Below are 25,059 nucleotides of genomic sequence, written 5' to 3'. Positions count from 1 at the left end.
GCCCACCCCCGACTTGTTCATCCCGGTCCCGTTCCGATAACCTGACGGGGTGGACATCGGACCCGAGGACCGGGCATGAGTGCGACGACCGACGAAGCGGCCCCGGCCGCGAGCGAGCGCGAGGCCGCTCTGGAGGACCGCATCCGCCGGCTCGAAGCGGCGCTCGCCGAGCGCGCCGCCCCGACCGCGGCGGCCGACCCGGACGCGGTGACCGATCGGGTGATCGCGAAGCTCTCGGCGATGGCCGGCGCGTCGGGCGGGGCCGACCGGGTGCTGGTGCTGGCCAGCGACGGCTCGCAGCAACTCGCGCCGCCCCCGCCGCAGGGGGCCGTGCTGCACCCGCCGGTGGCCCCGGGCACCGACCCGATCTACCGGCGGTGGTTCTTCACCCAGCTCTGGGCGGAGGTCCAGCTCGCGTTCCGCATGTACTTCGACCCGCACTACCGGCTCAGCCGCACGACCCAGTTCGCGATCCCCGGCATCCTGCTGCTGCTCGTGTTCGACTACTTCTTCTTCTCGGTGTGGGTCAGCATCATCTTCATCAGCCCGGTCATCGAGCGCGTCCTGGCGGTGCTCCTGGGCGTCCTCGGGTACAAGCTGATCGTCCGCGAACTGGCCCGGTACCGCGACGTGCTGGAGTACATGGCCCGGTACGGGGTCCGGTAACTTCGTGTTCTGAGTTTAGTGTTTAGTGTCCGACGCTCCGGGGCACCTCGGAAGTTGCACCGAACACTAAACACTAAACACTAAACACTAAACACTAAACACTCTTCCAAAATGATTCGTCTCGGTGTGAACGTCGATCACGTGGCGACCGTCCGGCAGGCGCGGCGGGCCAACGAACCGGACCCGGTCGCGGCCGCGGTGCTGGCCACGCTCGGCGGGGCCGACGGCATCACCGTCCACCTCCGCGAGGACCGCCGGCACGTCCAGGACCGCGACGTGTACGTGCTGCGGGAGACCGTCACGACGCGGCTCAACCTTGAGATGGCGACCTACGAGGAGATCGTCCAGATCGCGCTGAAGGTGAAGCCCGACGAGGCCACCCTCGTGCCCGAGAAGCGGCAGGAGCTGACGACCGAGGGCGGGCTCGACGTGGTCGCGAACGAGGCCGCGGTGCGCGGCGCGATCGACCGCCTCAAGGCCGCCGGGATCCACGTCGCGCTGTTCATCGACCCGGAGCCGTCGCAGGTCGCGGCGAGCGCGAAGTACGGGGCCGACGCGATCGAGTTCCAGACCGCGAGCTACTCCGAGGCCCGCGGCGGCGCGGCGGTCGCGAAGGAACTCGAGAAGCTGCGCGCGGCGACGGCGCAGGCTGTCGGGCTGGGGCTGCACGTCCACATGGGGCACGGGCTGAACTACTGGAACGTGCAGGCCGTCGTCCGCATCCCCGGCGTCGAGGAACTGAACATCGGGCACAGCATCGTGTCGCGGGCCGTGCTCGTCGGCATGGAGCGGGCCGTCCGCGAGATGAAGCTGGCGATGACCGAGCACTACCCGAACCCGAAGCGGGCGTGACCCGATTCGGGCCAGCGCCGTGAAGGTTCGGGCCGGTGAGTTCGTCTAACTGACATCACGCGACGGCGGCCCGGGCCGCCGTTCGCGTTTACCCCCGAGGGCTCCCCGATGCCGGCCGACGCGCTCAACGCCTTCCTCCGCACGCAACTCGACGACCTCAAGGCCAAGGGGCTGTACAAGGCCGAGCGGCAGATCCAGTCGCCGCAGATGTCCGGCATCACGGTGAACGGCAAGCCGGTCGTCAACTTCTGCGCGAACAACTACCTCGGGCTCGCCAACCACCCGGACATCGTCGCCGCGGCGCACGCGGGGCTCAAGGCGTGGGGCTACGGGCTCTCGTCGGTCCGGTTCATCTGCGGCACCCAGGACGTCCACAAGCGGTGCGAGCAGCAGATCGCGCGGTTCTTCGGCAAGGGCGACAGCATCCTGTACATCTCGTGCTTCGACGCCAACGGCGGGCTGTTCGAGCCGCTCCTCACGGACCAGGACGCGATCGTCTCCGACGAGCTGAACCACGCCTCGATCATCGACGGCGTGCGGCTGTGCAAGGCCCAGCGGTTCCGGTACAAGCACTCCGACATGGCCGATCTGAAGGCCAAGCTCGAAGAGGCGAAGGGGTGCCGGTTCAAGATGATCTTCACCGACAGCGTGTTCAGCATGGACGGCGACCTCGCGAGGCTCGCGGACATCTGCGAACTGGCCGACGAGTACCAGGCGGTGGTCGGGATCGACGACTGCCACGGCACCGGGCACCTGGGCGCGACGGGCCGCGGCGGGGCCGAGGAACTCGGCGTGCTCGACCGCATTGACGTCATCACCGGCACGCTCGGGAAGACGCTCGGCGGGGCGAGCGGCGGGTTCACCGCGGCCAGCGCCGAGGTCGTGGACTGGCTCCGGAACCGGTCCCGGCCGTACCTGTTCTCGAACAGCGTGCCGCCGGCGCTCGTGACCGCGGGCATGGCGGCGCTCGACCTCGTGGACACCGCCGGCGAACTCCGCACCAAGTTGAAGGCGAACACCGCCCGGCTGCGGGCGGGCCTGGAGGGGGCCGGGTTCACGGTGAAGCCGGGGCCGACGCCGATCCTGCCCGTGATGCTCGGCGACGCCGCGGTCGCGACGAAGATGGCCGCCGAGTTGCTGAAGTACGGCATCTACGTGATCGGGTTCAGTTACCCGGTGGTGCCGGTCGGCCAGGCCCGCATCCGCATCCAGGTCTCCGCGGCGCACACGACCGAGCAACTCGACCACGCGATCGGCGCGTTCACCCAGGTCGGCAAGGAACTCGGCGTGTTGAAGTGACCGTTCGTGCGAGCGCGTCGCCCTTCGGGGCAGACGCGGCGCGGTGGGCGGCGTAGGATTGGACGGGCCGCGCCACCGAGGAACCGCCATGTCCGGCGACACGCTCAACCTGCACGTCACGATCGTCACCCCCAACGGCGACGTCGTGGTGCCCGTGACCCCGCAGGCGTCCACGCGGGTCGCCGACCTGATGGCCCGGCTCATCCGGGAGTTCGGGCTGGCCGGCGACCCGGTGAACTGGCAACTCGTCCACGGCAACCACCCCCTGCCCCTCGACCGCACCCTCGGCGAAGAACTCCCCCGCGGCCCGGGTCCCGTCGCGCTCCGCCTCACGCCCACCGGGGCCACCCTCCCCCGCGGTCTCCCGGGGTTCTCCGGGGCGGTCGCGACTCCGCCCGGCCGTGCCGTCCCGCCGGCCCGCTCGGGTACAGTCTCCGCACCCCCGGCCCGCTCGGGCGCGCTGCCTGTTCCAGGGGGTCGACAAGCACCCGCCGCACCCGCCGCGCCGGCACCGGCCGCACCCGCTGCGGAGACTGCGGCCGGTGCCGACACCACCCCGCTCAGGAAGCCGAAGCGGCCGGCCGAGGTCGCGGAGCGGCGGGCGACGGTGCGGTACTACTCGCGGATGAACCCGGACCGCGTGTTCCCGCTCCTGGTCGTGCTCAGCCGCGAGGAGGTCGAGCGGGTCGTGAAGCGGCACGTCGAGCAGGCCGCGACCGGGCCGCTCGCGCTCGCGAAGGACGTGCCGCTGGAGGTCGAGCCGGTGCTGCCGGGGTGCCAGTGCCACCCGCCGAAGATCGTGTCGCGGATCGGGGACGGGAACGACGTGTTCACCTTCTACGTCGTACCGCACGTCCTCGGCGACGTGACCGGCGCGCGCATCGTGATCCGCCAGGACCACGCGACCGTCGCCGAGATCGAGTTGCGGGTGCGGGTGGTGCAGCGGACGATCGTGGTGGCGTCGGGGCTGTCGACGTTCGCGGTGCCGTTCGCGTCCGCGGCGATGCGGCACTTCGGCCTCGACTTCACGCCGAGGGACGGCTCGAACCCGTACCTCGCGGCGCTGAACTTTCTGTTCGGGCAGGTGTCGCCGGTGGTGCTGACGCTGGCGCTGGCGGCGGTGACGCTCGGCCTCTACTGGTGGACCCGGCCCAAGGGCCGCGACGTGTTCTGGGACATCTCGACGAAGCCCGCCAAGTGACACCGCGGTGTCACTCGAACAGTTCGAGCACGGCGGGCGCGAACCCGGGCATCTCGGGGTTCGCCGGTAAGCGGTGCGTCACGTTGAACAGTTCCGGCTCGTGCCCCGGGCAGTGAACCGTCACCGTGCGCCGCGTCGGGTGGACGACCCACACCGCGGGCACGCTCGCTTCGAGGTAGGTGTCGATCTTCTCGTCGAGTTGCTCCTGCGTGGTGGTCGGCGAGAGGATCTCGACAACAAGAGCCGGCCGCCCGTCGAGCATGGTCGTCTTGTCGTCGTCCTGCGTCGCGACCACGCCCGGCGGCGCGTAGGCGACATCGGCACCCACGGCGGTCGATGAGCCGGGCAACCGTACACCGATCTCCCCGGTGTAGACCTTGCCCCTGGGTTTCGGTTGCGTGCGGAGCCAATTACCCACCGTGGTGGCGACCCAGGACATGATCTCGCTGTGGTGGCGGTTGCGGACGGTCATCGTCACCCCCGGGTACTCGGACGGTTCCTCGCGGAGTTGCCCCTTGATGATCCACCGGCGGACGCCGTCGTCCGGCATCGCCAGTAGGTCTGCTTCCGTCCACACTTTCTTCTGAGTGGGGGCCGGCGTCGCGGCCGCGGGGGGCGGCGTTACGGTCGCGGTTGTCATCGGTTCTCCTCCCGGTCGAGTGGCTCGTCCCAGTTTACTTCCCGGCCCACACCTGGCACAACTCGACCACGACGCGGACGGCGGCCTCCATCTCTTCGAGGCACGTCCACTCGAGCGGCGAGTGCGGGTTGTGTTCGCCGGTCGAGAGGTTCGGCGTCGGCAGCCCCTTCTCGGTGAGCTGCGCGCCGTCGGTGCCGCCGCGGATGATCTTGAACTTCGGTTCCAGCCCGGCCCGCTTCGTTGCGATCTCGGCGTACTTGATCGCCCGCGGCTCCTTCGCGATCCCGTCGCGCATGTTGCGGTACTGCTTCCGCGTCTCGACCGCCACCTTCGCGCCCGGGTCCTCGCGCTCGACCTGCCGGCCGATCTCGCGGAGCAACTCGGCCTGCTGCGGCAGTTCGGCCGTGTCGAACGACCGCAGGATGAAGGTCACCTTCACCTCGGCGACCCCGCCCTCGATGCCGAGCGGGTGCAGGAACCCGTCGCGGCCGTCGGTGGTCTCGGGGCTCATGGTCCGCTTCGGGAGCCGGTCCAGGAACATGCCCGCGAGCCGCACCGCGTTGATCATCCGCCCCTTCGCGATGCTCGGGTGGATGTTCACCCCGCTGATGGTGACGACCGCGGCGTCGGCCGAGAACGTCTCGTCCTCGATCTCGCCCGACGCCATGCCGTCGAGCGTGTACGCGACCACCGCCCCGACCTGCGCCGGCTCCAGGTGCTTCACCCCGTGGCCGATCTCCTCGTCGCAGGTGAACACGACCCGCACCGGCCCGTGCGGGATCTGCGGGTTCGCCACCAGGGTGCGGGCCGCCTCCATGATGACCGCGATGCCGGCCTTGTCGTCGGCCCCCAGCAGCGTCGTGCCGTCGGTGGTGATGACCGTCTTGCCGATCACCGCGTTCAGGTCCGGGTTGTCCTTGACGCGAATGACTTTGGTGGGGTCCTTCGGCAGCACGATGTCGCCGCCCGGATAGTTGCGGATCACCTGCGGGTCCACGTCCTTGCCCGAGTTCTCCGGGTTGGTGTCGACGTGCGCGTTGAACGCGATCGTCGGCGCGCCCGGCACGTTCCCCGGCACCGTCGCGAACACGAGGCCGTGCTCGTCCTGCACCGCGTCTTTCAGGCCCATCGCAAGTAACTCGTCGCGGAGCATCTTGCCGAGCACGAGCTGGCCCGGCGAGCTCGGGTACGTCGTCGCCCGCTCGTCGGCCTTCGTGTCGATGCGGGCGTACCGGATGAAGCGGTCGAGGAGCGTACTCATGTCGTCGGGTCCTCACGTCGTCAGGTCTTCAAGTCGGGAGTGGCATTCTCGCCATTCGCCCCGCGTTTACCAGCGGCGCGCGACTTCGGCCGCTTCCGCTTCGCCGCGAGCCCGGCGACGCCGACCTTCGGGCACCGCGCCGCCAGCGCGCACGCCCCGCACCGCGGCTTGCGGGCGAGGCACACCTTCCGCCCGTGCAGGATCAGCCGGTGGCTGAACGTCGTCCACTCGGCCTGCGGGATCAGCTCCATCAGCACGCGCTCGACCTTTACCGGGTCGCGGTGCCGCGTGAGGCCGAGGCGGCGCGACAGCCGGCCGACGTGCGTGTCGACCGTGACGCCGGGCGTGTCGAAGGCGTCGCCGAGGACGACGTTCGCCGTCTTGCGGCCGACGCCGGGGAGCGTCACGAGTTCCTCCAGCGTGCCCGGCACCCGGCCCCCGAACCGGGCCACGAGTTCGGCGCAGCACCCGCGGATGTTCTTCGCCTTGTTCTTGTAGAACCCGGTCGGTTTGACGAGCGCTTCGAGTTCGCCGAGCTTGCAGGTGGCGAAGTCGTGCGCGGTCGCGAACCGGGCGAACAGCGCCGGCGTGACGAGGTTCACCCGGGCGTCGGTACACTGCGCCGAGAGGATCGTGGCGACGAGGAGTTGCAGCGGGTTCGCGTGCGTCAGCGCGATCTCGACCGCGGGGTAGAGCTGGGCGAGTTCGACGCGGATCGGGCCGGCGCGCTCGCGGGCCGGCGGCAGCTTCGGTGCGGGATCTTCCATCCCGATATGGTAGGCGCGCTCACGCCGCTCGCGGGAGGAGCCGGGCCGCGGCGGGGAACGTGGTGGCCGTGAGGCCGAACGGCGCGAGCCACGCGGCGACCGCGGCGGTCGTGTCGGCCGCGGTGCCGTGCCCCGGGAACAGCCCGACGCGGCCCGGGTCGCCGAAGCTGATACGCAGCACGCGCCGCATGTGCGGGAACGGGACCGGTGGGTGCGTGTTCGGCCGCGCCGCGAGGTTCGGGCGGATCACGCACACGACCGCGCGCGGCCGCACGACCGCCGCGAGCCGGAACGGGTCGTGACCCTCCGCGACGAAGACGAGGCCGGCCCGGTCGAACCCGTCGAGCGTGTCGGACCCGCGGACCCGCAACTTCGCCTGCTCCGCCTCAAGAGGAGTGACGAACCCGCGCTTCAGGGCCGTGTCAAGGTACGCGAACAGCGGCGCGCGGTCCCCGCACACCACCGCCGACCCGCCGCGGAGCACCGCCTCGGCCGCGATGCGAGCGGCGTTTGGGTCGTCGCCAAGTAGCCCGATCGTAGTGGGCAAACTCGGCAGCGGCAGCGCCGGAGAGGGGGAGACACGGAGACACGGAGACGAAGACATGGCCGGGGTATTCTCTCCCCTTCTCCCCATTTCCCCCTCTCCCACTCTGACCGCGAAGGCGCGGCGCTCGTCGGCCAGCCCGACCAGTTCCGGGCGAACGGACTTCACGGGCCGCGACTCGACGCGGTCCAGGAACGTCCGCAGTTCGATCTTCCCGCGGCGCTCGCAGCACGCCACGTCCACGAGCCCGAGCACCCGCCCCTCGCGGCCCGAGAGCGTCTCGCCCGTCGCGATCAGGCCCGCGGCGCGCCGGCCGATCAGCGCCCGCAGCCGGGCGGTGCCGCCGAAGCACGCGAACTTCTCCGGGAACCCGAGGTGCGTCGTCGGCCGCGCCACGCACACGCGGTGGTCGCACGCGAGCGCCAGTTCCAGCCCGGCACCGAGGCACGGGCCGTCGAGGTACGCCACGGTCACCGCGTCGAGCGCCGCGAGCCGGTCGAGCACCTGCTGGCCGTACCACGCGAAGTTGGCCCGCTGCGTCGGGTGCGGGAGGCTCTCCACCACCCCCGGCCGCAGCCCGGCACAGAACCCCGCGGGCTTCGCCGACCGCACCACCAGCACGCGGACCGCACGGTTCGCGGCGACCGCGGCGACCGCGGCGTCGAGTTCGCAGAGCCGGGACAGGTCCAGCGCGTTGACGGGGTCGCCCGGGAACCCGAGCCACAGCGTGGCGGTCCCGTACTCGAGCGTGACGCGGAGGTGGGGGGATTCGAAGACCATATGGCGGGAGATTCTTCCCGCACGGGCGGGCCGCGGTCAAGGGGAACTGTTACGCGCCGAATCCCTTTGGGCCCACGCGCATCGAACTCGGTGCTGGGTCGTTCGGGGCGCTCGCCTTGATTCACGCGCAGGCGGTGCCTAGAATTTCGCAGATTCATGCGGCCCTTCACACCGGCCCCGAGCCGACCGCCGCGGTGCCCTCCCGCCCCGCGACAGCCCCCGGACAACGGAACGGACGCTCACCCGCCCCGACCCGGTTCAGGTGGTGCCGGCGCGCGGCGGGCATATGATGGGCAGTAGTGCGACCGGCGGCACCCGCCGCCCGGCCCACGTGACGTGAGCGACGTTCTCCATCCCTTCCATCCCTACCGGGGGGAGACAGCGTAGATGTACGAGAGATTCACCGACCGCGCCCGCAAGGTCATGCAACTGGCCAACCAGGAGGCCCAGCGGTTCAACCACGAGTACATCGGCACCGAGCACATCCTCCTCGGGCTGGTGAAAGAGGGCTCGGGGGTCGCCGCCAACGTCCTCAAGAACCTGGACATCGACCTCCGCAAGATCCGGCTCGAGGTCGAGAAGATCGTCCAGCACGGGCCGGGCGGCGAGCAGGTCGTCATGGGCCGGCTCCCGCACACCCCGCGGGCCAAGAAGGTCATCGACTACTCCGTGGAAGAAGCCCGGAACCTGAACCACAACTACGTCGGCACCGAGCACCTGCTGCTCGGCCTGCTCCGCGAGCAGGAGGGTGTCGCCGCCCAGGTCCTCATGAACCTGGGGCTCAAGCTCGAAGACGTGCGTGAGGAAGTCCTGAACCTGCTGGGGCACAACATGCCGAACGAATCCGAATCGGGTGGCGGCGGGGGCGGCGGGGGCGGCGAGCGGGGCGGGGCCTCCGAGCGCTCCGGCGGCCGCACCAAGAGCAAGACCCCCGCGCTCGACAGCTTCGGCCGCGACCTCACCGAACTCGCCCGCCAGGGCAAGCTCGACCCGGTCATCGGCCGCGCCAACGAGATCGAGCGGGTCATCCAGATCCTCTCGCGCCGGCAGAAGAACAACCCGGTGCTCCTCGGCGAGGCCGGGGTCGGCAAGACGGCCATCGTCGAGGGGCTCGCGCAGCTCGTCGTCGACCAGAACGTCCCCGAGCTGCTCCGCGACCGCCGCATCGTGGTGCTCGACCTCGCGATGATGGTCGCCGGCACCAAGTACCGCGGCCAGTTCGAGGAGCGGATCAAGGCCGTGATGAACGAGGTCCGCCGGGCCAAGAACGTCATGCTGTTCATCGACGAGCTGCACACGCTCGTCGGGGCCGGCGGGGCCGAGGGGGCCATCGACGCCAGCAACGTCCTGAAGCCGGCGCTGGCCCGGGGCGAGATCCAGTGCATCGGGGCCACGACCCTCGACGAGTACCGCAAGTACATCGAGAAGGACCAGGCGCTGGCCCGCCGGTTCCAGTCGATCATCGTCAACCCGCCGAGCATGGCCGAGACGGTCGAGATCCTCAAGGGGCTCCGCGACCGGTACGAGTCGCACCACCGGGTGCAGATCACCGACGCGGCGCTCAAGGCCGCCGTCGAGCTGAGCGAGCGGTACATCACCGGCCACTGCCTGCCGGACAAGGCCATCGACGTGATCGACGAGTCGGGCGCGCGGGTGCGGCTCAAGGCCATGACCCGGCCGCCGGACCTCAAGGAGATCGACGAGCAGATCGACAAGCTCAACGCGGAGAAGGAAGCCGCGGTGATGGAGCAGGACTTCGAGAAGGCCGCCCACCTGCGGGACAAGGCCGAGAAGCTCAAGAAGCAGAAGGACCAGCTCACCAAGGACTGGCGCGACAAGGCCAAGGAGACCGACGGCATCGTCGACGAGGAGGTGATCGCCGAGGTCGTCTCCAAGATGACCGGGGTGCCCCTCAAGAAGGTCGGCGAGGACGAGACCCGGCGGCTCCTCAACATGGAGGCCGAGCTGCACGGGACCGTCATCAGCCAGAACGAGGCCATCAAGGCCATCGCCCGCGCGGTCCGCAAGAGCCGGTCGGGCATGAAGGACCCGAAGCGGCCGATCGGCAGCTTCATCTTCGCCGGGCCGACCGGCGTCGGGAAGACGCTGCTCGCCAAGCAGCTCGCGAAGTTCATGTTCGGCGACGAGAACAGCATCGTGCAGCTCGACATGTCCGAGTACATGGAGAAGCACAACGTGTCGCGGCTCGTGGGCGCCCCCCCGGGCTACATCGGGTACGAGGAGGGCGGCCAGCTCACCGAGAAGATCCGCCGCAAGCCGTACTCGGTCGTGCTCCTCGACGAGATCGAGAAGGCCCACCCGGACGTCTGGAACATGCTGCTCCAGATCATGGAAGAGGGCCGGCTGACGGACAACGTGGGGCGGGTGATCGACTTCAAGAACACCATCCTCATCATGACCACCAACATCGGGGCCGAGACAATCATCGCCTCGGACACGATGGGCAGCGGGTTCCTCGCGGGGATCAAGAAGAACGAGGAGGCCACCTACCAGGAGATGCAGAAGAAGCTCCGCGGCCGCATGGAAAAGGAGTTCCGGCCCGAGTTCCTCAACCGCCTCGACGAGATCATCGTGTTCCGCGCGCTGACCCAGGACAACCTGAAGCAGATCGTGAACATGGAGCTCTCGAAGGTCGAAAAGCGGCTCAAGGAGAAGGGGCTGAACCTGAGCGTGTCCGAGAGCGCGAAGGAGTTCCTCATCGAGAAGGGGTCGAGCCTGGAGTTCGGGGCCCGGCCGCTCCGCCGCTCGATCGAGCAGAACCTGGAAGACATGCTCGCCGAGGAACTGCTCAAGGGCACGTTCCACGAGGCCGACCTCATCACCGTGAAGGTGGTCGAGGTGGACGGCGAGAAGAAGCTCGGGTTCGACACGACCAACACCGAGGCCGCCGCACCGGCCGCCGCCGGGGCCCCGGCGTGACGCCCGGCTCGAACTGAAGCAAACGCCGAGGCCCACCCGTTCCGCGGGTGGGCCTCGGTGCGTTTACGGTCCGTTGGTCCGGTGGCACAGGCCTCCGGCCTGTGATTCCTCTCACAGCACAGGCCGGAGGCCTGTGCCACCAAGTTGACGCCGTCAGTTCATCTCGAACGCGAACGGCTCGTTCGCCCCCGGCTTGACGGTCGCGGTCAGCCCGCTCGTCTTCCCGTCGTGGTACTTCTTCGGGATCATCGGGTACTTGTCCGGGTCCACGGTGACCGGGGCGACCATCTCCATCGACGGCTTGTTCCCCCGCGGCGGCTGGACCGCGACCTGGTACGTGCCGGGCGGCAGGCCGTGCCCGCGGGCGACCTGGAACGCGAACGTGCCGTCCTTCTCGATGTCGCACACGAACGCCACGCCCTGCGAGTCGTCGGTGAACAGGACCGACCCCTCGGGCACGACCGCGCCCTTGTACGTCACCTTCCCGCGGGCGACGCCCAGCGGCGGCTCCGAGGCGCACCCGCACAGAACCAGGGCGCACGCCGCGACCAACAGGCCGTATCGGTTCATCAGCACGGTCCCCGACTTGAGTCTCTTGTGCGTGGTTGCGGGTGCCCGTGACCGGGGCACCGACGTGCCCCGCTCGCCAAGACACCGGAAACTCAGAACTCGCCGGGGACCAGGCCGTCGTCGCGGTCGGCGAGCCGCTTCAGGGTGGTGATTTCGACGCTGTCGCGGAGGAACTTCACGCTCCCGTCGCCGAACGCCGCGTTCGCCCCGCCGACGTGGGCCGACTGGATCGGGCTGTTGGCCCCGCAGTTCCCGCCCGAGTTCGCCAGCGAGGCGTCCTTGCTGATCCGGTACCGGACGGTCGTCAGGTTGAAGATCCGCGCGTCGGCCGGGTACGAGTTCGGGAAGCTCATCGCGAACCCGTGCCGGCACGAGCTGCGGCAGTCGGCCTTGGTCCCGTCGGCCAGCGAGCAGAAGTCGGACTGCTCGCCGACGACGATCGTGTTCGAGGTGCCGTCGGTGACGTCGGTGATGGCGACCGGCTTCTTCGGGATCAGCACCCCGCCGGCCGAGATCTGGCCGGGGTTGTACGTCCCGCCGGTGAACGTGGACGGGTGGTCGGTGCTGCCCGAGACGCCGGTGTAGTCGGGCAGGAAGATGCTGAAGGCGTCGTTCTGCACGAACGCGGGGAACGGGCTCGACGGGCACTTGCCCATCGGCAGCGCGTACCCGCTCAGCAGCGCCCCGTTGTGGCCGTTGGCCTCGCTGAACGCCGGGTGCTTCCACCACCCGGTGGACTGGTACTGCGTGCCGCTCTCCTTGCCGGTCTTGTCGAACTTCTTGTAGAAGGCGTCCTGCTCCAGGAACGGGAGCGTCGGGATCCACCATGAGTGCCCGTACATGCTCCCGGTCGGGCACCCGATGCCGCCGGCCGGGAACTTCCCGAAGGTGGCGGCGTGGCTGTGCAGGCCGAGGGCGATCTGCTTGAGGTTGTTGGAGCACTTCATGCGCGCGGCCGCCTCGCGGACCTTCTGGACCGCGGGGAGCAACAGCCCGATCAGGATCGCGATGATCGCAATGACGACGAGCAACTCGATGAGCGTGAAACCGAACCGGTGCCGGGACGACATAACCAACCCCTGTGCCGTGAGAGGTGGGGACGGGGCCAATGATCTTGTATCCCCCACCCGGCGGGACATTTCAAGCGAAAAGCCGTTGGGCGCCACTCCTTCGGGAGCTTCAGGTCCAGAGATTGCGACTTCCCCTCAACCTTGAACGTGAGCCCGGACGTGTTCGCGTCCCGGCTCGCTCGGTGGGGCCGGGTGAAGCACCCCCCGCCCCTTGCGTGGCCGCCCCCGGATCGGGTAAGACAGCGGTATGTCCACCCTCGCGAAAAAGCCGCCGGCGGTCTTCTACCCGAGCTGGGACGGGGAGCGAATGGCCGAGAACACCCTCCAGTTCGAGTGGATCGTCACGATCCAGGGGAACCTCGACCTCTTGTTCCGCGACGACCCGAACGTGTTCGTCGCCGGCGACCACCTGATCTACCCGATCGACGGCGACGCCGACACCCGCACCGCCCCGGACGTGTACGTCGCGTTCGGCCGGCCGAAGGGGCACCGCGGCAGCTACAAGGTGTTCGCCGAAGACGGGGTCTTCCCGCAGGTGATCTTCGAGGTGTGGTCGCCCGGGAACACGGCCGACCGCATGGAGGAGAAGCGGCGGTTCTACGCGAAGTACGGCGCGGAAGAGTACTACGTGCTGTTCCCGGACTTCCCGGCGTACTGGCACGGGTGGCGGCGCGAGGGCGGCGACCTCGTTCGCCTCCCCGAGATGAACCAGTTCGTGAGCCCGCGGCTGGGGGTGCGGTTCGAGAGCGCCGGCGGCCGGGTCGCGGCGTACCTGCCGAGCGGCGAGCGGTTCCTGAGCTACGTCGAGCGCGGCGTCCGGTCCGATGAGGACCGCCGCAGGGCCGAGGAGGAGCGGACGCGCGCCGACGCCGAGCGCCTCAAGGCCGACGCCGAGCGCGTCCGGGCGGAGCGGCTCGCGGCGCGGCTGCGGGAACTCGGCGTCGATCCCGACGCGGTGTGAGCGCGCCCCGTCAATCCAGGTCCCACAACTCGTCGGTGGTGCCGAGGTCGTAGAGGTTCTCCTGGTCGCGGAGCGCGACGACCGCGGCGCTGTCTGAGGCCGGCGGCGCGTTCCGGGTGCGGTCGGTGCGGGACTCGGCGTGCCCGTCCACGAACACCACGTTCGCGATCCCGCCGAAGAGCCGGTGGTGGACCGTCGGGTACTGCCGGCTCGGCGGCTCGGACCCGCCCACCTCGACCAGCCCCGGCCCGCCCGTCAGCGGCGAACTCGTACTCGTCCCCGCGGCCGTGACGAAGCACACCGTCTGACTCGTGCTCCTCACCTGTTCGAGCCGCACCCGGTCCCACACCTCGGTGCCGCCGGCGGTCCGGTACGGGGCCAGGTAGCGGAAGTTGTACCCGTACCCGCCGGTGTTGCCGTCGTAGGTGAGGTACACGACGCCGGGCGACTTCGCCGGGTTCCGCAGCGCGCCCTGGTTGTTCTCCAGGAACGGCATCAGGTGCCCCTGGCGGTGGTCCACGACGTTGTCGGCCGCGTCGCACAGGCCGAACCACCACCGGTTCACGCCGCCCTCGCGGGTGCGGACCGGGGGGAGCACGCCGCCGCACGCCGAGGCGTAGTTCTGGACCGCGAGGCCGAGCTGCTTGAGGTTGTTGAGGTCTGCGGTCCGCGACGCGGCGGCCCGCACCTTCTGAACGGCCGGGAGCAGCAGCCCGATCAGGACCGCGATGATGGCGATCACGACCAGCAGTTCGATGAGCGTGAACGCACGCGACCGCGGGTCGGGGCGAGTGGGGAAAGACACGGTTCGGCCCTCGGGGCAGGCAGGGCGGGCACTCCATCCTACCCCGCGGCGCGGCGGCGGGCGCGGGCTAACTGCGGGCGTCGGCCGACCGCTCGCCGGTGATCAGCCGGGCGGCGCGGTTCCGGGTCACGTAGTTCCAGAACCACTGGAACAGCACCAGGACGCGGTTCTCGAACCGGGTCAGGTACAGGATGTGGATGAACAGCCACGCGAGCCACGCCGGGAACCCGCTGAACCGGAACCCGGCGCTCTCGGCGACCGCCTTGGCCCGGCCGATGGTGGCCATCGCCCCCTTGTCGCGGTACTTGAACGCCCCGCCCGGCGACTCGCCCTTCACCCGCCGCAGGATCGCCGCGGCGACGTACTCGCCCTGCTGCATCGCGACCGGCGCGAGCCCCGGCAGCGGCTTGCCGTCGGCCCCCTTGAGCAGCGCCAGGTCCCCGACGACGAACACGTTCGGGTGCGCCCCGACGGAGCAGTCCGGGTTCACCGGCACGCGGCCCCCGCGGTCGGTCTCGACGCCCGCGGCCGCGGCCAGCACCCGCCCGAGCGGGCTCCCCTTCACCCCCGCGCCCCAGACGACCGTGGCCGCTTCGATCCGGTACGGCTCGGCCTTGCCGCCGTCGGGCTTCACGGTCACCGCCTCGGGCGTGATCCCAATGACGTGGCAGTCGAGCTTCACCTCGATGCCCAGGTCATGGAGCGACTTGAGCGCCTTGGCGCTGAGCGACTCGTGGAACCCGCCGAGCACACGGTTCTGGCCCTCGACGACGACGACCCGGCACGCCGCCGGGTCGAACGCGCGGAAGTCGTACCGCATCGTGTGCAGGGCGAGCTCGCGGATCGCGCCGGCCATCTCGACGCCGGTCGGCCCGCCCCCGACGACCACGAACGTGAGCTGCCGGACCCGCTCGGCCGGGTCGGTGGTCCGCTCGGCCTTCTCGAAGGCGGAGAGCACCCGGCGGCGGATCTCGGTCGCGTCCTCGATGGTCTTCAGCCCCGGGGCGAACTCCTCCCACTCGTGGTGGCCGAAGTAGTGGTGCGTCGAGCCGGTCGCGACGACGAGCGAGTCGAACGGGACCGCGGTGCCGTCCTTGAGCTGAACGGTCCGCGCCGCGAGGTCGAACTCGCCGACCTCGCCGAGCAGGACGTGAGTGTTCCGTTGGCGGCGGAGGACGCTGCGGAGCGGGGCCGCGATGTTGGCCGGCGACAGGGCGCCCGTGGCGACCTGGTACAGCAGCGGCTGGAACAGGTGGAAGTTCCGGCGGTCGATCACGGTGACGTCGACGGGCTGCTTGTCGAACCCCTGGGCCGCGAGGAGCCCGCCGAACCCGCCGCCCACGATCACGACCCGGTGCCGCTGCCCGCCGTCTGCCATCGCGCCGCCCTCGCGTGGGGTGAAAAGTGCGGAGGTAGTGTATGGCGCGTGCGGGGCGGGGGCGGGTGCAGCCGCGTCCGGACGGAGATGCGTACCCGCTCTGTAGCCGGCCTCTGTAAGGCCGGCCCTGTGGGACTCGCAGACGCCCGGCCTCACAGAGGCCGGCTACAGCTAGCAATCAACACGACTTGGGGTCAGTCCCCGGGGACGCCGCCGCCGACGACCCGGCGGAGCCGCTGGCACGCCGACGCCCACCGGCGGCGGATGGTCCGCTCGTCCACCTGGAACAGCTCGGCGATCTTGTCCTGCGTCCACCCGTGGTAGAACACCAGCCCGACCACCTCGCGCTCCTCGACCGGCAGCAGCTCGACGGCCTCGTGGAACCGCACCCACCGGTCGGACTCGGGGCCGGCGTCGTCGGGGGCGGCGGGCTCGGCCGGCGAGTACGCGCTGGAGTCGGACGGGTCGAGGGGCACGGTGTGGCGGTTGCGGTAGCTCCGGGCGAGGTCGAGCAGCTCGCGGCGGATGTGGACAGCGGCGAGGTTGAAGAAGTCGCGGGTGGACGTGGGCCGGAGCGTCAGCAGGGTGCGGAGCAGCCGCATCAGGCTGTTCTGGAGGACGTCGTCGACCTCGACCACGCTGCGGACGTTGGGGAACGAGCGGGCCATCCGCCGGGCCAGCTTTTCGAGCCGCGCCCCGGACTTGCGCAGGAGGTCGTCGGCGGCCTCCTTGTCGCCGGCCCGCCACCGGTCGAGGCAGTCCTGCATGACGACCGTGTCGAGGTCTGGATCGGGCATCGGCCGGGTGTCCTGGGCCGGGCGGAGCGGTGCGGGCGAGTCCCTATCGTAATCTTAACTCAATCCCGCCGCCGTGCAATCGCGGTGCGGCGGCCGGCCGGGTGTGGGGGCAACGGTGGATGTCGCGCTCCTGCGGTCGTGGCTCGCCCTGCCCCCCGGCCCGTGGCCGCCGGACCACTACGCGCTCCTGGGGCTCGACCGCGGCGCGACCGACCCCGCCGCGATCGAGGCGGTCGTCCTCGCGAAGATGGATCACCTGCGCGCGCACCAACTCCGGCACCCGGACCTCGCAACCGAGGGGATGAACCGGCTCGTCCAGGCGCTCGTGTGCCTCACCGACCCCGCGGCCCGAGCGGCGTACGACGAGGGGCTCGCCCCGGAGCGGCCCGGAGCCCCGGAACCCCTGGAGGTGCCGTTCGTGCCGGGGCTCGGGCCGCCGGAGCCGGGGCCGCCCGCCGACTTCGTTCCGGTGCGGCCCGCCTACGTTCTGGTGCCGGACGAGCCGCCCGCGTACGTCGTGGTCCCGGACGAACCGCCGGCCCCGGAGCCCGAACCGCTGCCGCTCCCGAGTACCGCGTGGCGGTCGCGGACCCGGCGCGACCTGTTCGCGCGACTGGCGGTGCTGCGGCGGGTGCTGGCCGCGTGGCGCACGTTGCGGCCGGTGCTGGCCGACCCGGGCGAGCCGCTGAACCGCCCGGCCGCGGTGCTCGCACTCCTCGAAGCGGCCGCCGCACTTCGACCGCTCCTGCGCGCCTACCGCGACGACTTCCCCGAAGGGTCGGGCGCCTTTGTGGCGGTGCTGGTGCGGCAGCGGTTCGTGCTGCCCACGTTCCGCACCCTGCTGCCCGATCAGCGGCGGGCGCTGTCGCTCGACTGGTCGCGCGGCGAGCTGTTCCTGCGGGGCGAACACGACCGGTTTCGCGAGCTGGTGCGGGCCGGGCGCACGCCGCGGAGCCGCGATCGCACGGGCGCAAGACTGCTCCGGTGGGCCGTTCGCACGCCGGAACTCGTCCCGGTCGTGTTGGCGGTGGTGTGGGCCGTCGTCACGGTACTGCGGGCCCGCGGCGGGCCGTGAAGGTTCTTATTTACTTGACATGAATCCATGCCCTATCTAGACTTAGGCCAGAAACCCTAACGACTACTCCGGGCCAACTCCCTTCGAGGGACCACTCTCGTGACCAAGAAAGAGATCGTCCGGGATATCTGCCAGCGTGCCAACGATGAGGAACTCATCGCCAAGGGCAACCTCACGCAGCTCGCCACGAAGGAGATCGTCCAGTGGACGTTTGAGGCGATCATCGAGACGCTCGTTCGCGAGGGCCGCATCGAGTTGCGGAACTTCGGCGTGTTCGAGGTGAAGCAGCGGAAGCCCCGCAAGGCGCGGAACCCGCGGACCGGCGCGCGGGTGGACGTCGAGGCGAAGAACGTCGTCACGTTCCAGCCCGGCAAGACGATGGAGGAGAAGGTCCGCAAGTTCGCCAAGCCCATCGAGCCGAAGAAGAAGACCAAGAAGAAGCCCGCGGCCAAGCCGTCGCTCGACGGCAAGGCCCCCCCGTCGCTCGACGGGAAGCCGATCGTGGACTTCAGCGACGCGACGCTGATCGCCAAGGCCAAGCCGATGAACGGCCAGGTGGTCGCGCACCCCGAACCGGTGGGCGCGGGCGTGGCCGATGCGCCCGGCGCGGCGACGTGACCCGACCCAGATACGCGATCCGAAGGGCCGCCGGACCGTTCCGGCGGCCCTTCGTGTTTTGACGCGCCGCGGGCGATACCGAATCCGGTTGATCCGTACCCGTCGCACCGTGCGTTCGTGCCCTCCCCACTGTGGGGGAGGGTGGCGAGGCTCTGCGAGCCGGGTGGGGGAACGCCTTCACGAGTCGCGCAGCCTTTCCCCCCACCCGCCACTCGAAGACTCGTGGCGACCTCCCCACCAGGGGGGAGGTCAAGAAATACACGGCTACCGATCACCCAGACTTGGGACAAGCGGCGTGCGCGATTGCCCCTCGCCCACCGCGCCCCGGCACGGGCCCGCGCCGCTACCAGTCGCCGACGCTGCCGTCGGGGTAGAACACGCGCTGCGGCAGCTCCTGTTGGAACGGGTGCTTCTTCACCTCGGCCTCGTTGATGACGATGCCCAGCCCTGGCCGCGTGTTCGGCCGCACCACCCGCCCGGCCCGCTCCACGGTGAACCCCTCCTGCACCACGTCGGCCCGCCACGGCACGTCGGCGTGGACCGTCTCGCAGATGGCGTAGCTCGGCTGGCTGAACCCGAACTCCAGGCTCGCCGCGGTGCTCACCGGCCCCTGCGGGTTGTGCGGGGCCAGCGCGATCCGGTGCGCCTCGGCCAGCGCCGCGACCCGCCGCGCTTCCGACAGCCCCCCGCAGTGCGTGATGTCGAGCTGGCACACCTCGCAGGCCCGCGCGTTGAACAGGTCCTTGAACGCCGCGAGGTGCGTCACCCGCTCGCCGGTCGCGATCGGGGTCGCCACCGCCCGGTTGATGGCCGCGAGCCCGTCGACGCTCTCGGGCCAGCACGGCTCCTCCAGGAAGTACAGCCCGTACGGCTCCAGCGCCTTCGCGAACTGGAGCCCCATCGCCGGCGACGGCCGCGCGTGGCAGTCCACCATGATGTCGATCCCGTCGCCGACCGCGTCGCGCATCGCGGCCACGCACGCCTCGGCGGTGCGGACCGGCCGGAGCCCTTCGAGCGGCAGCGTGGGCGGCACGGCCATGGTCTTGAACGCCGTGAACCCGTCGGCGACGGCCCTCCGGGCCAGGTCCGCGAACCGCTTCGCGTCGTCCGCGGCCGTCTCGTAGAAGTCCTCCATCTTGCCGCCGCCCAGGTGGCAGTACGTGCGGACCGTGTCGCGGACCGGGCCGCCCCACAGCTTCGAGCACGGCACCCCGCACACCTTCCCGAGGATGTCCCAGAGGGCGATGTCGATGCCCGCGATGGCCGTCGCGCGCACGATCCCGTGCCCGTGCCAGAAGTGCTGGCGGTACATAATCTGCCACAGGTGCTCGACCCGTGTCGGGTCCTCGCCGACGAGCAGTTCGGCGAGGTCCGCGACGGCCCCGACGACGGCCCGGGTGTGCCACTCGAGCGTGGCCTCGCCCCACCCGAACAGGCCGTCCCGGTCGGTCACCACTTTAACGAATACCCAGTTCCGCATGCGTGCGTGGCACACGTGCGTTTCGATGCGCGCGATCTTCATGGTTGCCCCCGGGAGGAGCGTGCATTGTGCGCGCGAATCCGGCCCGTTTCCAGGGGCGAGAAGTTGTTCGGGTTCTGCCGTGCGCAGGGGTCGTGCCCCCGGGGTACGACCGCCCGCGGGGCGGCGGCCCGAACGCGGCCGCACGGAGATTGCACTTGGGGTGTCGCCGTGCGAATCTCACCACGGGCAGTTGGGGAAGAAGCCGTGAAGGAGGTTGATATGCGGGGGACCGGCCTGGTGGCGTGGGGCAACGAGAAGGTGTACGCGTACTACACGACCGAGGGGAACACGGTGCGGGTCCGGCTCTCGGTGGACGAGGCCGACCGGCTCGGGCTCACGGCGGGGCTGCGGGTGTGGATGACGCTCCCGGACCGGAAGCCGACCGACGTGCTCGTCATGCGGGTCGCGCACGCGGCCCCGTTCGTGTGGGTCGAGATGACGGTCATGTCCGCGTCAGCGACCCGGAGCGTGCCCGATACTCTTGCCCGGTCGATCTGAAGTCGCGGGCCGCGGGCCGTTCGGGGCTCGCTCGGACCGGTTCCCCGCACCCGCGACTCTTCGCGAGCCGGGTGCGGGAGCCACCTTCTCGCTCCCGCGCCCGGCACCTGAAACAAAAAGAACCCCTGCGGCTCGGCCGCAGGGGTTCTTCGTCTGTCGGGACCAACTCGGCGCGTTAGCGCTTCGAGAACTGGGTGCCGCGGCGGGCACCGCGGAGGCCGTACTTCTTCCGCTCCTTCATGCGGGCGTCGCGGGTCAGGTAGCCCGAGTCGCGGAGCTTCTTGATCATGCCCGTCGCGACGTCCACCGGATCGATCGGGGCGGCCGGAGCAGCCGGGGCGACCGGGGCGGCACCTGGAACGACCGGGATCAGCGGGGTCACCGGGGCGGGGCGGGCGACCGGGGCGGGCGGCTTCGCGAGGACGGCCTTGGCCTTCTCGCGGGCCTTCTTCTCGTCCTGGTAGGCCTTGATGACGGTGGTGTTGTTGAACACGCGTGCCCGTTGCTCGGAGGCCGGGCTGAACATGGTCTTCACCGCACGGGCCAGACCCTGGCACACGGCCCCGGCCTGGCCGGTGATGCCGCCGCCGGTCGCCCGGACGAACACGTCCACGCGGTCGATCTGGTCGGTGATCTTCAGCGGCCCGAACACCGCGGCCCGGTCCTTCTCCTCGGAGAAGTACTCCTGGACCGGGCGGTCGTTGATGAGGATGGTCCCCTTGCCCTCGGTCACGCGGACGCGCGCGACGGCGGACTTCCGCCGGCCGGTGGCGATGTAGTAGGTCCGGGGGGCTTTGGCGGTCTTCTTCTCGGCCATGGTCGTTCGGGTCCGTTGTGCGGGGGGAACGCGGCGCCGCCCGCCCGGGTTGGGGGCGGGCCGGGCGGTCAGCTCTTGAGTTTGAATTCCTGGGGCTGCTGGGCCTGGTGCGGGTGCTGGTTGCCCACGTACAGCTTGAGCTTGGTCAGCTGCTTGAACCCGAGGGGGCCGCGGGGCATCATCCGCTTGACGGCCCGGCGGATGATCTCCTCCGGCTTCCGGGCGAGCATCTCCTTGGCGGAGGTGATCTTCTGCCCGCCGGCGTAGTGCGAGTAGTCCTGGTACTCTTTCTGGTCCCACTTCTTGCCGGTGAACTGCACCTTCTCGACGTTCACGACGACGACGAAGTCGCCCGTGTCGGTGTGCGGGGTGTAGTCGGGCTTGTGCTTGCCGCGGAGGACCGTCGCGATGGAAGCGGCGAGCCGGCCGACCACGAGGTCCGTCGCGTCGATGACGAGCCACTTCGGCTGGACCGTGCTCGCGTTGGCAATGAACGTAGACATCGTTTCGATCCGCTGCAAATAAGCCTGGGAGGGACGCAATCCGCCCGGGGTTGTCCGGAAGTTTATCATGGTATGGCACGGTTCGTGCGCGTCAACCCCGGCATTTCGGAAACGGCCGGCCCTGCGGGTCGGGCCGAGCGGGGGGGCGAGCCCCCGGGGGCCGCGGCTCGGCCCGCGAAGGCGGGACCGCGGGCCGGCGATTATTCGCATGACCGGGGGAACACCGTGTTCTATACTGGCGGGCGTGCCGGCTGTACCGCTTCTTCACCGTCTGGCCCCGCGGGACCATGCCCCCACCCACCACGATCCCCGAGTTGCTCGACCGCGTCAGCCGCAGCGGGGTCGTTCCCGCGGAGAAGTTGCAGGGGTTGTTCGACGAACTCGCGGAGCTGGGCCGCCCGCCCCGGACCCCGACCGAGATGATCGAGCGGCTCATCGAGGCCGGGCTCATCACCCGGTTCCACGGCGAGAAGTTCGCCATCGGCAAGTACAAGGGGTTCCAGCTCGGCAGCTACCTCATCCTCGACCAACTCGGCAGCGACGGCGCCGGCCAGGTGTACCTGGCCAACCACATCAACATGAACCGGCTGGTGGCCCTCAAGGCGCTGTCCCCGCAGGCGTACGAGAACGACCCGATCGCCCGGGAGCGGTTCCACCGCGAGGCCCGGGCCGCCGGCACCCTCGACCACCCGAATATCGTCCACGTGTTCGACCTGTGCCAGGAGGGGAAGCTCCTGTACCTCGTCATGGAGTACGTGGACGGGTCCACGCTCCAGTCGATCGTCGAGCGGGCCGGCCCGCTCGACGTCCACTTCGCGGCCCACTACGCCCGCCAGGTCGCCGCCGGGCTCCAGCACGCCTACGAGCAGAAGTTCGTCCACCGCGACGTCCGCCCCGCGAACCTCCTGGTGGACCGCGCCGGGGTCGTCAAGATCCTCGACTTCGGTCTGGTCCGGTCCGAGGCCGAGGACACCGGCGAGCTGACCCGCCAGGCCGTGGACCGGAGCATCCTCGGCACCGAGGACTACATCGCCCCCGAGCAGTCCATCGACAGCTCGCGGGTGGACATCCGGGCCGACCTGTACTCGCTCGGCGCGACCCTCTACTTCCTGCTCACGGGCCGCACCCTGTTCCCCGACTGCCCGGCCGGCGAGCGGATGATCTGGCACCAGGTGAAGAACCCCACCCCGGTCAACAAGGTCCGCCCGGACGTGCCGCTGAAGCTGGCCGGCGTCGTCCACAAGTTGCTGCGGAAGAAGCCCGACGAGCGGTACGCGACCCCGGCCGAGGTGTTCGAGGCGCTCGCCCCGTTCATCGCCGACGAGGTGCCCCCGGTCCCGGAACCGGGGTGGATCCCCGAGCGCCGGGGCCGCGTCGCCGCGGGCCGCGGGGCCGTCGCCAAGCCCACGTCGGCGGTCATCTCGGCCCGGTCCCCGGCCCCGGCCGCCCTGCCGGCGCCCGCCGCCCCGGCGGCGACCCCCGCCCCGCTCGGGCAGCCCGGCCCGGCGTCCGACGTGTTCGCGCCCGCGTTCCCCCGGGTGCCCGGCCAGCCCCCGCCCAAGAAGAAGAAGCCGGGCGACGGCGGGGCCGGACCGGGCCGCGCCAAGAGCCGCCAGCCCGAGGCCGACATCGACACGACCCCGGACGCCACGGGCAGCAGCGAGACGCCCCCGCGGAAGCGCCGCCGCCCGGAGCCCGTCGGGGACGACAGCGGCGACCCGGAGGCGGCGGCCCAGCGTGCGGGCGGCACGGGCATCATCATCGTGCTCACCGTCGCGCTGCTCCTGGCCCTCGCCGGCATCGCGTTCCTGCTCCTCAATAAGTGACCCCGCCGGGCGGCGCGAGCGCGCCGCTCGTTCGCGGATTCTTGGTGGGGCAGACATTCTTGTCTGCCCCCAGTTGCCCCACGAGGCAGGCAAGAATGCCTGCCCCACCAGGAACCTCCGGCCCCGCGCGCCGCCGGGAGCGGGTTCATTTCCCCTTCGAATCGCCCGCCGGCGAATTGCATCGGCGGTCCGTTCTGCGATAATCCCCGGAACCTGCCGCTCCACGCCGGTGTTTACTCCGGGACGCCGGCCCACCCCTCCGAGACGCTGCCATGACGCGCCGCGCGCTGCTGTCCTCTTTCGCACTCGCACTCACGCTCCCGGTGGCCACGTCGGCCGACTGGTCGCGGTTCCGCGGCCCGAACGGCACCGGGACGGCCGAGGGCGAGATGCCGGCCATCAACCCGAAGGCCCCGCTGTGGAAGGCCGCGATCCCCGGCCGCGGGGCCGGGTCGCCGATCGTGGTCGGCGGCAAGGTGTACCTCCAGACGGCCGCGACCGACGGCACCAAGCGGTCCCTCCTGTGCCTGGACGCCGGCACCGGGGCGACCGTGTGGGCGAAGGACGTCGCGGCCTCGGCCGCCCCCACGCACGCCAAGAACTCGCTCGCGTCGAGCACCCCGGCGTGCGACGGCAAGCAGGTGTACGCCGTGTGGTGGGACGGCTCGGGCGTGTCGCTGTACGGGTACGACCTGAAGGGGGCCGAGAAGTGGCGGACCTCGCTGGGCGGGTACAAGAGCCAGCACGGCCCGGGGTTCTCGCCGGTCGTCCACGACGGGCTGGTGTTCGCCAACGTCGACGACGACGCGCGGGCCGAACTGGTCGCCCTCGACGCCAAGACCGGCGCGAAGAAGTGGGTCCAGGAGCGGAAGCGCGAGCGCGCGTCCTACTCGACCCCGTTCCTGCTGACCCGCGAGGGAAAGCCGGCCGAGCTGATCCTCGGCACGACGACCGCCCTCACGTCCTACGAGCCGGCGACCGGCAAGGTGAACTGGAACTACGACGTGGTGTGGCCCAAGGGGAAGATGCCGCTGCGGGTCATCGCGCACCCGGTGTACGTCGGCGGGCTCCTAGTGATGACCAGCGGCGACGGCGGCGGCTCGCGGTACATGGTCGCCGTGGACCCGGACCAGAAGTCCCCCGCGAAGGTCTGGGAGTTGAGCAAGGAGATCCCGTACGTGCCGTGCCTGCTCACCAAGGGCGACCTCTTGTTCTGGATCGGCGACAACAAGGGGAGCTTCGCGTGCTGCGCCGACGCGAAGACCGGCAAGGTGCTGTTCAACGAGCGGCTGCTCGCGAAGGAGCCGTCGGCGTCGCCGGTCATGGTCGGGGACAAGATCCTGATGATCGCCGAGGACGGCGAGTTCGTGGTGTTCAAGGCCGCCGCGAAGTACGACGAGGTCGAGCGCGCGAAGCTCGCCGACAAGGAGAAGGTGTTCGCGTCGCCGGCCGTGGCCGACGGCAAGCTGTTCATCCGCGGCGAGTCGCACCTGTACTGCTTCGGCAAGAAGTGATGCCACTCTGCCGCGTTCAGAAGCGGTGGCGGAATGGTCCGCGTGGTTGGTGAGGTGGTGTCGCGTGCCCCCTCACCCGCGACCCGCAGAGCCGCGTCGCGACCTCTCCCCCGAGACCGGGGGCGAGGTGGGGGCGGTCGGTCCGGTCGCAGAGG

The 25,059-nt window shown here is 70.4% G+C and carries 22 protein-coding genes and 2 pseudogenes; 11 read left to right on the top strand and 13 right to left on the bottom strand.

Features of this window, described 5'->3' with window-relative positions; all coding sequences use genetic code 11:
- Positions 1-75: 75 nt before the first annotated feature.
- The 4 genes from ACTIGN_RS02280 (at position 76) to ACTIGN_RS02265 (ending at position 4,018) form a co-directional block, all read left to right on the top strand.
- Positions 76-666 carry a hypothetical protein gene (locus ACTIGN_RS02280; RefSeq protein WP_439620918.1) on the top strand — a complete coding sequence of 197 codons (591 nt, stop codon included), beginning with the start codon at positions 76-78 and terminating at the stop codon, positions 664-666.
- A gap of 111 nt (positions 667-777) precedes the next feature.
- On the top strand, positions 778-1,518 hold the full coding sequence (locus tag ACTIGN_RS02275; RefSeq protein WP_439620916.1) for a pyridoxine 5'-phosphate synthase: 741 nt from the start codon (positions 778-780) through the stop codon (positions 1,516-1,518).
- 108 nt (positions 1,519-1,626) lie between these two features.
- Positions 1,627-2,817, top strand: a complete 1,191-nt coding sequence (gene kbl / locus ACTIGN_RS02270) for a glycine C-acetyltransferase (RefSeq protein WP_439620914.1) — start codon at positions 1,627-1,629, stop codon at positions 2,815-2,817.
- A gap of 88 nt (positions 2,818-2,905) precedes the next feature.
- The gene (locus ACTIGN_RS02265; protein ID WP_439620912.1) at positions 2,906-4,018 is read left to right on the top strand and encodes a hypothetical protein; all 1,113 of its coding nucleotides are present in this window, start codon (positions 2,906-2,908) and stop codon (positions 4,016-4,018) included.
- 10 nt (positions 4,019-4,028) lie between these two features.
- Here ACTIGN_RS02265 and ACTIGN_RS02260 read toward each other — a convergent pair whose 3' ends face one another.
- Genes ACTIGN_RS02260 through ACTIGN_RS02245 form a run of 4 tightly spaced genes read right to left on the bottom strand, consistent with a single transcriptional unit; the run spans position 4,029 to position 8,010 of the window.
- On the bottom strand, positions 4,029-4,658 hold the full coding sequence (locus ACTIGN_RS02260; RefSeq protein WP_439620910.1) for a Uma2 family endonuclease: 630 nt from the start codon (positions 4,656-4,658) through the stop codon (positions 4,029-4,031).
- A gap of 34 nt (positions 4,659-4,692) precedes the next feature.
- A complete protein-coding gene (pepT, locus tag ACTIGN_RS02255) occupies positions 4,693-5,919 on the bottom strand; it encodes a peptidase T (RefSeq protein ID WP_439620908.1) in 1,227 nt (408 codons plus the stop codon).
- A 20-nt stretch (positions 5,920-5,939) separates the two neighbouring features.
- Entirely contained in the window at positions 5,940-6,686 is a 747-nt protein-coding gene (gene nth / locus ACTIGN_RS02250) for an endonuclease III (protein WP_439620906.1), read from the bottom strand.
- 19 nt (positions 6,687-6,705) lie between these two features.
- Positions 6,706-8,010, bottom strand: coding sequence for an enoyl-CoA hydratase/isomerase family protein (locus ACTIGN_RS02245; RefSeq protein ID WP_439620904.1), 1,305 nt, complete (start codon positions 8,008-8,010; stop codon positions 6,706-6,708).
- A 387-nt stretch (positions 8,011-8,397) separates the two neighbouring features.
- On the opposite strand from ACTIGN_RS02245, the gene ACTIGN_RS02240 reads away from it, so the two are divergent.
- The gene (locus ACTIGN_RS02240; RefSeq protein WP_439620902.1) at positions 8,398-10,950 is read left to right on the top strand and encodes an ATP-dependent Clp protease ATP-binding subunit; all 2,553 of its coding nucleotides are present in this window, start codon (positions 8,398-8,400) and stop codon (positions 10,948-10,950) included.
- 153 nt (positions 10,951-11,103) lie between these two features.
- Here the strand turns inward: ACTIGN_RS02240 and ACTIGN_RS02235 are convergent, their stop codons facing one another.
- Entirely contained in the window at positions 11,104-11,520 is a 417-nt protein-coding gene (locus ACTIGN_RS02235) for a carboxypeptidase regulatory-like domain-containing protein (protein ID WP_439620900.1), read from the bottom strand.
- Between the two features lie 92 nt (positions 11,521-11,612).
- Complete coding sequence (locus ACTIGN_RS02230; protein WP_439620898.1) at positions 11,613-12,590, bottom strand: DUF1559 domain-containing protein; 978 nt, start codon at positions 12,588-12,590, stop codon at positions 11,613-11,615.
- A 247-nt stretch (positions 12,591-12,837) separates the two neighbouring features.
- Between ACTIGN_RS02230 and ACTIGN_RS02225 the strand changes: the two genes are divergently transcribed.
- Positions 12,838-13,551: a Uma2 family endonuclease gene (locus tag ACTIGN_RS02225; protein WP_439620896.1), complete on the top strand. Its 714-nt coding sequence runs from the start codon at positions 12,838-12,840 to the stop codon at positions 13,549-13,551.
- A gap of 10 nt (positions 13,552-13,561) precedes the next feature.
- Here the strand turns inward: ACTIGN_RS02225 and ACTIGN_RS02220 are convergent, their stop codons facing one another.
- The 3 genes from ACTIGN_RS02220 to ACTIGN_RS02210 form a co-directional block, all read right to left on the bottom strand.
- Positions 13,562-14,356 carry a type II secretion system protein gene (locus ACTIGN_RS02220; RefSeq protein ID WP_439620894.1) on the bottom strand — a complete coding sequence of 265 codons (795 nt, stop codon included), beginning with the start codon at positions 14,354-14,356 and terminating at the stop codon, positions 13,562-13,564.
- A gap of 67 nt (positions 14,357-14,423) precedes the next feature.
- Entirely contained in the window at positions 14,424-15,734 is a 1,311-nt protein-coding gene (locus tag ACTIGN_RS02215) for an NAD(P)/FAD-dependent oxidoreductase (protein ID WP_439620892.1), read from the bottom strand.
- 194 nt (positions 15,735-15,928) lie between these two features.
- Positions 15,929-16,531, bottom strand: coding sequence for an RNA polymerase sigma factor (locus ACTIGN_RS02210; protein WP_439620890.1), 603 nt, complete (start codon positions 16,529-16,531; stop codon positions 15,929-15,931).
- Between the two features lie 115 nt (positions 16,532-16,646).
- On the opposite strand from ACTIGN_RS02210, the gene ACTIGN_RS02205 reads away from it, so the two are divergent.
- Positions 16,647-17,606: a hypothetical protein gene (locus tag ACTIGN_RS02205; RefSeq protein WP_439620889.1), complete on the top strand. Its 960-nt coding sequence runs from the start codon at positions 16,647-16,649 to the stop codon at positions 17,604-17,606.
- A gap of 99 nt (positions 17,607-17,705) precedes the next feature.
- Entirely contained in the window at positions 17,706-18,224 is a 519-nt protein-coding gene (locus tag ACTIGN_RS02200) for an HU family DNA-binding protein (RefSeq protein WP_439620887.1), read from the top strand.
- Positions 18,225-18,567: 343 nt separating this feature from the next.
- Here the strand turns inward: ACTIGN_RS02200 and ACTIGN_RS02195 are convergent, their stop codons facing one another.
- Positions 18,568-19,746 (bottom strand): enolase C-terminal domain-like protein, encoded by a 1,179-nt coding sequence (locus ACTIGN_RS02195; protein ID WP_439620885.1) that lies wholly within the window; start codon positions 19,744-19,746, stop codon positions 18,568-18,570.
- 204 nt (positions 19,747-19,950) lie between these two features.
- Between ACTIGN_RS02195 and ACTIGN_RS02190 the strand changes: the two genes are divergently transcribed.
- The gene (locus ACTIGN_RS02190; protein WP_439620883.1) at positions 19,951-20,244 is read left to right on the top strand and encodes a hypothetical protein; all 294 of its coding nucleotides are present in this window, start codon (positions 19,951-19,953) and stop codon (positions 20,242-20,244) included.
- A 175-nt stretch (positions 20,245-20,419) separates the two neighbouring features.
- On the opposite strand, the pseudogene rpsI (ACTIGN_RS02185) reads toward ACTIGN_RS02190, so the two are convergent.
- The 3 genes and pseudogenes from rpsI (ACTIGN_RS02185) to rplM all read right to left on the bottom strand — a co-directional run.
- Positions 20,420-20,515: pseudogene (rpsI, locus tag ACTIGN_RS02185) on the bottom strand (30S ribosomal protein S9); the annotation flags it as partial.
- A gap of 231 nt (positions 20,516-20,746) precedes the next feature.
- Positions 20,747-21,061, bottom strand: a pseudogene (rpsI, locus tag ACTIGN_RS02180) (30S ribosomal protein S9); the annotation flags it as partial.
- A 68-nt stretch (positions 21,062-21,129) separates the two neighbouring features.
- Positions 21,130-21,564, bottom strand: a complete 435-nt coding sequence (gene rplM / locus ACTIGN_RS02175) for a 50S ribosomal protein L13 (protein ID WP_439620881.1) — start codon at positions 21,562-21,564, stop codon at positions 21,130-21,132.
- Between the two features lie 287 nt (positions 21,565-21,851).
- On the opposite strand from rplM, the gene ACTIGN_RS02170 reads away from it, so the two are divergent.
- A complete protein-coding gene (locus ACTIGN_RS02170) occupies positions 21,852-23,390 on the top strand; it encodes a serine/threonine protein kinase (RefSeq protein WP_439620879.1) in 1,539 nt (512 codons plus the stop codon).
- Between the two features lie 272 nt (positions 23,391-23,662).
- Positions 23,663-24,904 (top strand): outer membrane protein assembly factor BamB family protein, encoded by a 1,242-nt coding sequence (locus ACTIGN_RS02165; protein WP_439620877.1) that lies wholly within the window; start codon positions 23,663-23,665, stop codon positions 24,902-24,904.
- Positions 24,905-25,059 lie beyond the last annotated feature (155 nt).

The sequence above is a fragment of the Gemmata sp. genome, from assembly GCF_051859125.1.
GTDB lineage: Bacteria > Planctomycetota > Planctomycetia > Gemmatales > Gemmataceae > Gemmata.
The sequence above is the reverse complement of the archived record's forward strand: the minus strand, read 5'-3'. Positions and strand labels throughout refer to the sequence as shown.